Origin of the sequence: Daejeonella sp. (assembly GCF_017495225.1) — a bacterium.
In the GTDB taxonomy this organism is placed as follows: Bacteria; Bacteroidota; Bacteroidia; order Sphingobacteriales; family Sphingobacteriaceae; genus Daejeonella.
In genome coordinates this window covers 1-11,641 of sequence record NZ_JAFEIG010000009.1, presented here as the reverse complement: position 1 = coordinate 11,641, position 11,641 = coordinate 1, and the positions used below count along the sequence as shown (strand labels likewise).

The 11,641-nt window shown below is 38.8% G+C and carries 2 protein-coding genes; both read right to left on the bottom strand.

The genetic code is table 11. From position 1 onward, the window contains the following. Positions 1 to 8,596 (bottom strand): cadherin-like beta sandwich domain-containing protein (locus QZ136_RS03945; protein WP_291400567.1); only part of this gene is annotated, 8,596 nt, incomplete at its 3' end. Between the two features lie 675 nt (positions 8,597 to 9,271). Next, positions 9,272 to 11,095, bottom strand: coding sequence for an AraC family transcriptional regulator (locus QZ136_RS03940; RefSeq protein ID WP_291400565.1), 1,824 nt, complete (start codon positions 11,093 to 11,095; stop codon positions 9,272 to 9,274). Between the last annotated feature and the right edge of the window lie 546 nt (positions 11,096 to 11,641).

Below are 11,641 nucleotides of genomic sequence, written 5' to 3'. Positions count from 1 at the left end.
CTTGTTGTTCTTCTTGATAATCAGGCACACCATCGCCATCTGAGTCTTTAGCATCTGTTGAATCATTCGGATCAGTTCCCTGTTGCTCTTCTATAAAATCAGGCACACCATCGCCATCTGAGTCTTTAGCATCGGTTGAATTATTTGGATCGGCACCTTGTTGTTCTTCAATAAAGTCTGGCACACCATCGCCATCTGAATCTTTAGCATCGGTTGAATCATTCGGATCAGTTCCCTGTTGCTCTTCTATAAAATCTGGAACACCATCGCCATCTGAATCTTTAGCATCTGTTGAATTGTTTGGATCAGTGCCTTCTTGTGATTCTATAAAATCTGGCACACCGTCACCGTCTGAATCTTTAGTATCTGAGGGATTGTTAGGATCGGTACCCTGTTGTACTTCAATCTGATCAGGCACACCATCACCATCTGAATCAATATCTGCACGATTAATAATTACTGAATATGCCTTTGTGCTTAAATCTTGAGCAGTAACCAAAACTGAAATTGTATTTGGTCCAACGGCCAAAGAAATAGCTGCACTTGCTTGACCCGAAACCACCGGAACACCATTTACTTTTACCGTAGCATTTGCATCTGCAAGTGCTGGAGTAAGGCTTATACTTGTTACCGAATTTGATACCCTCGAATTGTAAGCTGTAGTTGCTGAAGCAAACATTGGACTCAATGAGCCTGCACTTAGTGTTAAGTCACTTAAATTAGCGTTTGTAGACGCTGCCTTCGTAACTATTATTGTATATGTTTTTGTTGTTGTTCCATCCTGAGCAGTTACTTCAACTGTAATGGTGTTGCTACCAACATTTAGTGTAATAGAATTGCTTGCTTGACCACTTGTTACTGCGGTGCCATTTACTGTTATTGTTGCCGTTGGGTCTGCAGCTACAGTTGTTAAGTTTATACTCGTTACCGAATTAGCTACGCTTAGACTATAGCTTGTGGTTGCTGAAGCAAAAGTTGGACTTAAGGTACCTGAACTGAGCGTTAAACCACTCAAATCTGCGTTTGTAGATGCTGCTCGTGTAACTGTTATTGTATAAGATTTGGTAGTGGTTCCATCCTGAGCGGTCACTTCAACTGTAATAGTGTTGCTACCAACATTTAGCGCAATAGGATTACTTGCTTGACCATTTAATACAGCAGTTCCATTTACAGTTACTAGGGCTGTTAAATCTGCAAGTTCTGGTAAAACTATTAAATTGTTGATGGAGTTTTCTACGTTTGCACTGTACGTTATAATTGCTGAGGTAAAGGTAGGACTTAAGACCCCTGAACTCAGTATTATATCACTCAAGTTAGCATTAGTAGATGCTGGTCGTATAAGTGTTGTGGAATAAGTTTTTATGGTTGTTCCATCTTGAGCAATCACTTCAACTGTAATAGTGTTGCTACCCACATTTAATGCAATAGGATCTGTTGCTTGACCACTTTGAACACTTAAGCCATTAATTCGTAAGCCAGCTGTAGGATCTGCAAGTGTAGCAGTAATTCTTGTTGATTCTACAGTGTTTGCAACTGTTGAACTATAAGAAGTAGTTGTTGAGGAAAAGGATTCAATTAAATTAATCCCTGAAAAACTTAGGCCTGAAAGATCTGCATTTGTAGAAGGAGTAGATCTGGTAATTCTTAAAATGTAAATCTTGGTATTTGCCTTATCTTCAGACAAAGTTTCAATACTAAATTCATTTAAGCCTTCGCTTAATTCAAGAACTTCCGAATTCTGTCCGCTAGCTACCACAACTCCATTTACTTTTACTTGAGCCTTAGCATCACGCAAAACTGGTGCAATACGTGTACTTGTAGTTGCAAAAGGAACAGTAGAAGTGTACAAATAGGTAGTGCTAGCAAAAGTTTCAGCTAAATTTCCTGATGTATGAGTCAATCCACTTAACAATTCATCTGAAGTAGCCATAGTTCTAGTGACAGCAATAGAGTAAGTCTTGATAGTGGTACCATTTTCTGCCGTCACGAGGACATCAAAAGAGGTACTTGCGCCTGCGACTAGTCCAAGCATAGAACTAAATTGGCCACTGCTAACAGTTTCGCCATTGATTAACAATGTAGCATTTGAATTGCTAGGTGTTGCACTAATTGAGGTGGATTCCGCTACAAAAGGCACTGTTGATGTGTAGGCAATTGTATTGCTTGCAAAAGTTGGACTAAGCGTTCCCTGAGACAATGAAAGGGCCGACAAGGAAGCATCGGAGCTTGGTGCAGCTCTAGTGATAGTTATAGTATAAGCACTATTTGTATTGCTACCATCTTGACCAAAGACTTCCACTTGAATCGAATTAGATCCTTGTACCAATAAAATTGGTTCACTGGCAACACCACTTTTCAGTAGTTCACCATTAATGCGAATACTTGCGTTTACATCTTTTGCTATGGCGGTTAGCCTTACAGAAGACACACTGAAGTTGACAGAAGATGTGTAGGCAAATGTATTTTCTGAGAAAGTTGGAGATAAGGTAGCGTTTGTCACAGAAAGGCTAGATAATTTATCTTCAGATGTAGGTGCACCTCTTGTGATTGTAACAGTATAACTCTCTTGGACGAGTCCGTTTTGAGCAGTAACATCCACACGAACCGTATTGTCGCCTTGCACCAATCTGATAGCAGGACTTGCTGTCCCATTTTGCACAGGTACACCATTAATCGACAAAGTTGCGTTTGGATCTAAAGCAGTGGCAGTTACCAAAGTAGTATCTGCCGCAAAAGGCACATTCATGGTGTAGGCCTTTGTATCTGAATCAAAAGTTTGATTGAGAGTTCCCGAATTAAAGACAAGATTTTGCAAACGTGCCTCAGCAGCGGGTGCTCCTCTTGAAACAGTAAGGGCATATTTATCCGATAGAGATCCATCTACGGCCAAAACATCCACTGTTAGTGTATTTGTCCCTACTTCTAAGTCGAACAGGGTACTAAGCTCTCCACTTAAAACCCTTTCACCGTTGACGCGAATCACTGCATTTGGATCCAATGCTTCTGGTCTTAAACCAATACGAGAAACAGCATTATCTACATGTTGCGTGTATGATTTTCTAGTGACATCAAACGATTCTTGGATTTGCCCTGTAGAGCTTGACAAATTAGTCAAGACCACTGAAACTCTGGAAACCACTACCGTGTAGGTTTTGGTAGTCACCCCGTCTTCGGCAGTAACAAGGATAGGGAAAGTATTTGCTCCAAAATTAGGCAGGTTAAGAGCAGCACTTAATTGCCCATCTAAAACTGTGGTTCCATTAATTTTAAGGGTAGCATTGGCTTGTTTCACCTTTGCTCCAAGCTGAATGGAAGTTAATGTACCTGCAACCGGGATATCGTATCTAAGTGTTTCGGCATTGAAACTAGGTGAAATCCCTCCTTCAGAGGTGAAGATATCGGTTAAGTTAGCATCATTTGATAGTCTGCGAACATTTAGAGTGTAAGTTTTTCGGGTTCGCTCATCTGGAGCAGTTACGACAACAGAAAAAATATTGTCTCCTACTTCTAATTCAAAAGCACGACTTGGTCTTCCGCTATCGCTACCCTCCCCATTAATTGTAATTAAAGCATCTGGATGAGAAGCAGTTGGCGTAATGGTAAACACATCTGTTCCGTTAGGCACGCTAAGAGCATAAGTTGTGGTGTTAGAATCAAACACTGGTGTTAAATCCCCTTGTCCTACTGACAGTGCTGTTAAATTAGCGTCAGTAGAAACTGCGTATCGAAGGATTACGACTCCGGTTCCACCGCTTGCACCTGCGCTATTGATAGCAGGACCACCAGCACCTCCCCCAAAACCGTTTAATCCATTTTGTGCTCCTCCATTGTTGATATTGGTTTGATTTTGTCCATAAGCACCTCCATTACCGCCACCACCGAGACCTCCCGTTCCTGCGACTCCATTTGAATTAAGACAATCATCTAATCCCAAAAATCCACATGGAGAAGTATTTTTATCTGCGGCACCACCACCGCCACCACCGGCATAATAAACTGGAGAACCTGTAATAGAACTTAGCTTCCCTGCTCCGCCATTTCCTGCTGTAGAAGTAAGAGCGGCACCATTTCCTCCCAGTGCACCGGCGCCACCGCCACCGCCACCGCCAGATCGACCTGAATCATTGTTACCTCTAGCATTACCTCCATTAAAACCGAAACCAGTAATTCCAGTACCACCAGAGGTGGACACTCTACCGCCTCCGCCTCCACCTGAAGCACCATTTGAACCTATCTCATTAAAGAATCCTCCGGCTCCACCGCCATCAGCAGTGAGCGTATGAAACTCTGAGCTAGAACCATTTTTACCTCTTCTGAGAGTGACATCATTAGACTTGGCACCTCCCATTCCTCCTGAACCTACTTTAATTCGGTACTGTTGATTTGCTGATACAGACAGGCTTCCCTCCAAGAATCCACCAGCTCCCCCGCCTCCATTTCCATGTACATCATTAGTATTGGTATTAGTTCCAGCAGAACCACCGCCGCCACCAATTACCAAATAATCCACCTCAGTAACACCTTGAGGAGCTGTCCAAGTATCACAAGTACCTAAACTATTAAAAGTAAGCACCTTGTAAACCGTTCCGTTAGGATTAGTAGTAAATGTACGATCGGCATTTTTTGTCCCTACAATAGTTGTTTCAGTTGGAAGACAAGGAGAAAGTTCATAGCGAAGCACTACGATGCCATTACCACCACGACCACCATTTCCATCGCCACCAACACCACCGGCACCACCGCCCAATCCATTGGTTCCATTATTACCATTACCGCTCTGCTTACCAGCAGCGCCACCACCTTGACCTCCCAGACCTTGAGTGACATCACAATCAACACGACTTAGCCATAAAAAACCTCCAGCGCATTGAAAACTTCTGGAACCACCACCGCCACCACCACCATAATAGGCGGAAGAACCGGTGATTGTACTCAAAAGACCACGCCCTCCATTTCCTGCTTTTGTAGGACTATCAGCAATAGATCCAGTTGCACCAGCACCACCGCCACCGCCACCAGCAGCTTTATTTGGAGCTAATAAATCGAGGTTATAAGAAGAAATTCCCCCTGAAAAGCCTTGACCTGAAGTGCCAGTACCTCCTAAAGAAAATGTTTTTCCACCACCACCACCGCCAGATGAGCCAGTAAATCCTCTCTCTGCTATACTACCTCCAGCACCTCCGCCTTTGGCAACATAGCTACCAAATTGAGAATCTCCTCCATTCGAAGCTCGTCGTGTAAGTGCATTATCAGACTTTGTACCACCAGTACCACCGGATCCGACTTTAATATTATAAGTTTGTCTAGGCGTAATTGAAACAGCTTGAGAGGTTAGTACCCCTCCGCCGCCACCACCGCCGCCGCCAATGAAATTACCCCAAGCTGAATTACCAGAAGTTGAACCTCCAGTTCCACCACCTGCACCGACAACTAGATAGTCTATTTTATCAACACCAGCAGGAGCTTTCCATTGACAATCGCCCGCAGTGGAAAAGGTCAGTACCTTGTATGTTTTTCCATTTTCAGTAATTGTTGTTTCTATAGGACTACAAGCGGGAGGAATGAAGGTGACTTGGAGAGTATAAGTGGTACGAGTAATACCATCTTGAGCGGTAACCTCTACCGGAATAGCCACTGCCACACCGCTGATTAAAGGTATTAGTGAGCTTGCTACCCCTTTTTCAGTAGCATTTCCATTAATCTTCAAAGTAGAAGATGAATTTGTTGGACTTGCTGTAACTTTTATCGTGCTAGTTATGGATGTAACATTATAAGATGTAGTTGAAGAAGAAAAAGAAGCTACCGTACCAGAGCTTACACTTAGTGAAGCTAAAGTAGATACATTAGAGGCTGCCTGACGTGTAACTTGAAGGGTATAAGTTTTGGAAGTTTGCCCGTCTTGAGCGCGGACTACCACATTAATTGCATTTAGCCCTACAGCCAAATTTATGTTTTTTGAAGTCGTTATCGGATCATTATTGATCGTGACAGATGCATACTCATTTGCTTTTTGAGGGCTGACGGTAAGGGTTGCAATTGAGAAATCAACTGTCGCTGTGTAAGAAGTGGTGCTATTTGAAAATACTGGCGACAAAGTTCCGGCACTTAAGGTAATTGCAGCTAAGTTTGCATTGGCTGATAAAACCCTGGTAACAATAAGTTTGTATGTTTTGGTGGCTCCATTTTCAGCGCGTACTGCAACAGAAATTTCATTTGCTCCAAAACTTAAATTAACGGATTTATTGGTATTGTTAGGGCTAGAAATTCCATTGATTCGAATTGAAGCTGTCGCATCTAAAAGAACTGGAAGTATAGAAAGACTAGAAACATTTTCGGCCACAGTGGCAGAATATTCCAACTGACTAGCCGAAAATGTTGGGCTGAGTGAGCCTTGGGCGAGTGTAAGATTCTGAAGATCGTTGACTCCTGATGGCTGTAGTCTATTAATAGTAATCCAATGTTCTCTTTTTGCTCCACTTTCTGCTGTAGATATGATTTTTATGATGTTTGTGCCCACTATCAAATTAACTGGGCTACTTGAAGTACCACTCGCAACGATACTTCCATTAACAGATATCTGCGTTTTGGCAGCATCCGTTGCTGTTGGTGCAACAGTAACTGAGGACACAGCAAATAAGACATCGCTGGAAGTATATTTATAAATACCATTTTCTGTTACCGGCCCTGTTAAAGTCCCGGTATTGAGGCTAAGTTGACTTAATGCAGGGTTGTTAGCTGGGGCTTGTCTTGTAAGCGTTACCGTAGTAGTTTTTACCGTAGTCCCATTCTCTGCCACCACCCTTATTTGGATGGCATTTGATCCCACGTTGAGGGCTACAGGAGCGCTAATCCCTGAATTGGTGGTAGCTCTTCCATTAACCGTAACCTTGGCATTTGCATCAGAGGTCAAAATACCGAAAGTGGCAGAACTATTACTAAAAGGAACTGTTTGGGTGTAAGAAGTAGTTGATGAGCTAAAGGTTGGCACAAAATCTCCATTATTTACAGACAAAGCTGTTAAATCAGCATTTGAAGAAGGATTTGCACGCGTAATCGTTACGGTATAAGTAAGTTTGGTGAGCCCATCTTGAGCAGTAACTATTACTGGGATAATGTTATTTCCTAATCCTAGATTAATGTCGGTTGAAGCCACTCCCCTAGCAACAGTAATACCTTTTACTGTAACCGTTGCAGCGGGGTCTAGTGAAGTAGGTACAAATTTTATTTTTGAAGTTGAAAAAGGAACTGCTACCGTATATGTGTATTGTGAGGGCAGAAAAGTAGGCGTTAATGAAGCGTCGGGAGTTAAACTTAAGAACTCTAAAGTAGCATTTGTAGAGGGGCTTTGCCTCTGTATGGTAATAGAATAATTCTTTTTTGTTAATCCATCCTCAGCGGTCACTACAAGTTGAAACACATTTTGCCCCGCTTTAAGAGAAAGCGAATTACTCAAAGTAGCACTGGCAAGAGCTACTCCATTCAAGCTAATCTTCGCATTGGTCTCCGCCTTGGTTGCAGAAATCTGCAAAGAAGTTTGACTAAAAGGAACAGTAGCTGTATAGCTTAGAGTCTGTGCATTAAATGTTTGTTCAAGCGTACCTGGGCTAATACTTAATGCTGATAAATTGGCATTGGTTGCAGGATTAGCCCTCGTAATTCTTAATGAATAGCTCTTTTTGCTGACTCCATCCTGTGCAGTAACACTTACGGTGAAATTATTAACTCCCTGATTTAAGTTAAAAATTCCACTTGAGGAACCACTTTGAACTGCTGCTCCATTAATTGAGATAGCAGAAGCACCAATTAGAGCAGTTGGTTTGATGGTAATTTGACTCATTCCATAAGGAACTGTCACATCATAGTTAAGAGTATTTGAAGAAAAATTGGGTGGCGAACTCGATTCTCCAGTACTTACCGCTGTTAAAAGCATACTTGCTAAATCAGCATTTGTAGACTTAAAGATTGGTTTAGCTTTGGTCAAAAGATTAACACTTGAGGTACGTGTAGGAGACTGATAAAGCGTACTACAAGAGGCATCATCAGTGGTACATAGCGTAGCATTAAACACATACATGTAAGTAGGCAAAAGCCATAACTCGTTGATATAGTTACCTAATTTAGGAGTTGTGGAAGTTTTTGATTGTAATTGACGAATCACCGTCTCTACATCTGTTAGCACACCTTGAGAGTTGGTTGAAACCAACATATTAACTCTGAAATATGAATCCTGATTCGTAAAAGTGTTTATTCCATCGTTGAAAGAAAATGAAACCAAATTTGCAGAAGCTCTATTCAGATTTGGTGCCAATACTCTGTCGAAGGTTAAGGTACCTGTGAGAGACATACTTGTAGTATATTTAGCACAAATTGCACCTGGCTCGCAAGAAGTATTATTGAAAATAATGTCAGATGCATATTTAGGACTACTAATTATGTAGGTTTGAGAAAACAAATTAGAATTAGCACTAAAAAAGAAAGCTAGAAGCAAAAAACAGCCTTTCAAGAAAACTGAGAATTTAGACATAGTTTTATTCAAATAACTAAAGCTTGAAGCCTGCATTTTTTTTCCCTTAGTTTGTAATACTTTTACTATCATTTTAATAATTTTAAATTCTAATTATCTATTCTTTAAGCTCAAATAATCAGAGCTTTTATATCATTTTATCGATTGATTAAGCGATAAAAAATTTCAATGTTTTTATTATAATTTTTATGCTTTTATTTAGAATCATTCTAAATAAAACAAACTGTTGTTAAAATAAATGCTTAGTAATTGCTCATTTAGAATGGCCGAGAACTAATGGGATATTAGAAAATCGGCAAGTATAAAATTTGATTTTAGCTAGGTAATCGATAAAGCTTGCAGGTATGAAAAAGCTCGGATATTTAGGATTTGAAAAATACACATTGAGAATTTTGAAAGAGATTCTATTGTGTTTTTCCCAAAAAAACCTTTCAGATTTTTGCAAGTTTAAAATTCCAATACAGGAATTTGCACCTGATTGTTGTTGAGTTGGTTTAACTAAGATCATTGGTAGATTTTCTTTTAACCTAAACCGCTTTTAAACAATAAAAACGAGCTTAGAACTAGTTGCAATGATACAACATAGAAAAATATAAACCCTAGCCATAAGACCCTGTAAACGAGGATAGAAGTCTAAAATTCTGTTTTAAAAAGTCTAAAAAAATGAAGAAAATTTTGAATTATTTCAAAATTGAATAGAAAAAAACGAGAAAGAGATAATAGTTTACTAGAATATAATAATAAAAACTAACTTTTCATAATTTCTGAACGGTAAAAGCCTGGATTAACACCAGTAAATTCTTCAAATGCACTATAAAAAGACTGTTTGCTACCAAAACCAGATTCGGATGCAATAACCTCCATCTTTAAATGAGCATAGTTAGGATCCTCAAATTTAGCTTTTACCTCCTCTACCCTATATTTATTATTGAAATTATTGAATCCACTGAATCCGTTATTTTTCAATACCGCGGTTATGGCACGTGGTGAAACGTGAAGTTTTTTAGCAATTGTTTGAGCCTTTAATTTAGGGTCTAAATAAGATTTTTTAGATTCATAGAGTTCCTGTAGTCTGACAAACAAATTTTTCATTTCATCAGTATCATCACTATCAACAGAAGGTATTTTTGCAGTATTCGTATTTGATTGCAAGCTTAATCTAGCCTTTTTACCCTCTTTATATTTTTTCATTAAAAAGTTATAGGCCACTAATTTTTCCTTGAAAAGTTTATTTCTATGGCGAAGTAATAAAAAGACACTTAATAGGAAAAAACTAAGTCCGGCAACAGCCACCTTTTGAAAAGTAGAGATTTTTTTCAAGTTAGATATTTCGATATTTTTCTTTTCCGAATCATACTTAGCCTCAATTTCATGTATCTCAGTCTGCTTTTGAACAGAAAGCAAGGAGTCATTTAATATTTTAATCTGATCGGAGACTTCCAATGCGCTTTTATAATTCTTATTTTTTTCATGAACTGCCCTTAAAGTAGGCAACATGGATAATAAATCATAGTTCATTTCCAAAGAATCGGCCAAGCGGATAGCATTTGAAATATGAAATTCAGCCAAATTATACTTTTGAGTTTTATAATACACATTAGCAATACCCACACTAGCCATTGCTATAGCTTCAGGTTCATTTGCCTTATCACAACTATCTAACATCAATTGATAGGTTTTTATAGCCCTTGGATAATCACGCTTCGACTCATAGGCAACAGCTATATTATAATCAATTTTCATTTTAAGATAATAAGCTGAACCTTTGGGGATAACATTCATTGCCTTATTGTAGTAAACAATTGCTTGATCTGGCTTTTTTAAATTATCATTATACTCAGTGCCAATATTCATTAAAATTGAAGGAAGCAATTCTTGATTATTAAATTTTAAGGCCATGTCATATGCCTTATTGTAAAAATACAGGGCTTTTTCAGGGTCGTTTGAATAAGAGTAGGTAGAACCAATGTTGAGATAAACACTAATGGTGGATTTCAAACTATCCATTTCATTGAATAATTTAAGTGCTTGAATTAAATATTTTTGGGCATTAGGGAAATCGCCTTTATGAGCTAAAATTGCGCCATAGGAAGCACTCAATTTAGCTTGTTCATACTTCATATCTTCCTTTTTGAAAGTATGAATAGCCGCTTCAAAAAATGGAATCATTCTTTGCTGAGCACTAAAATCGATATCTCCTTTAACAGGTACTAAAGATTTTGCAATTGCTAGAGAATCGGAAATTTCAAGAGCAATCGCTCTTATTTTTTCTCCGGTCACTACTACAGAATCCATATTTTTGGTTTTAGCAAAAGCCTCTTGCCTCAACTCATAAACCTTAATTAATTTAGAGTCTTTCCAATTATTTTTTTTGGCAAGTTCAATTATTTTTTGTGTTACTATAATCGAAGAATCGGGCTCTTGAGCTAAATTATTTTGGGCAGTTTGATACAATTTATCAAAATCAGAAGTGTCGAAATTATTTAATTGATTACAAGAAATCATTAAAAAAGCACAAGAGAGAATTATAAGACTGGTGCTAACGAGAGATCTCATTATTGATGGTTTCATAGTGTAAATGGTAGGTATCTGATATCTAAAATAACAGAAAAACAGTACAGATTCAAACTATTTAACTGAATAAATTTGAAACCAAATAATAAAACAATATTATTTCAGATTAATTGAAATTTTTAATTTAAGAGGCCATTTTTAGATCAAAAAACGGAGAAAAACAATGCATTGTATTTTGGGAATTATGGAAAAAAAGAGAAAATAAATTTGTTGATTTTGAAATAAAAAAAGGGAAAGCCAATTTCTTGGCTTTCCCTTTTTAGGTAAGGGCAGGTCGCGACCTGTGCCTACGCCCGTATGCGATAATGGTAAACATTAAGGAATTAAGGGATTAAGGAAAATTAAGAGCTGGTGGTGAAATGGGGAATTATTTAATATTATGAAAAAGGACAGGTAGCAACCTGTCCCTAGGTGTGCGCGTATGCTTTAATGGTAAAACATTAAGGAATTAAGGGATTAAGGAAAATTGAGAGCTGGTGGTGAAATGGGGAATTATTTAATATTATAAAAAAGGACAGGTAGCAACCTGTCCCTAGGTGTGCG

Bases quoted from the DNA above. Each gene is read 5' to 3' on its own strand.
- QZ136_RS03940 (WP_291400565.1), bottom strand. From the start codon at position 11,095: ATGAAACCATCAATAATGAGATCTCTCGTTAGCACCAGTCTTATAATT.